This is a genomic window from Stenotrophomonas sp. GbtcB23 (genome assembly GCF_019091045.1).
Taxonomy (GTDB): Bacteria; Pseudomonadota; Gammaproteobacteria; order Xanthomonadales; family Xanthomonadaceae; genus Stenotrophomonas; species Stenotrophomonas rhizophila_A.
The window spans coordinates 1-278 of record NZ_JAGXKC010000371.1 but is presented as its reverse complement, the minus strand read 5'-3'; the positions used below and the strand labels follow the sequence as shown (position 1 = coordinate 278).

The window sequence follows — 278 nt, the reverse complement described above, 5'->3', positions numbered from 1 at the left end:
GCTGCCGCTGATCTTCCCGGCCGTCAGCACGGGTGCGATAATCTGCTTCGTTCTGTCGATCGCCGATTTCGGCACTCCGGCAATCCTCGGTCGCGGCGTACGCACGCTGGCAACGATCGCGTATACGCAATACACGTCCGAAATGGGCGGTACGCCGACCATGGCGGTGACCGTGTCGATGCTGATGATTGCGATTTCGATGATCGCGCTTCTTCTTCAGCGCCACATTCTGTCCAAGCGCCGTTATGCCAGCGCCCTGACAAACCGGCCGGTCAAGA

Annotated in this window: 1 pseudogene; it reads left to right on the top strand. The window is 60.1% G+C overall.

Annotated elements, in window-relative coordinates:
* A pseudogene (locus tag KVS69_RS19455) lies at window positions 1-278 on the top strand (hypothetical protein); the annotation flags it as partial.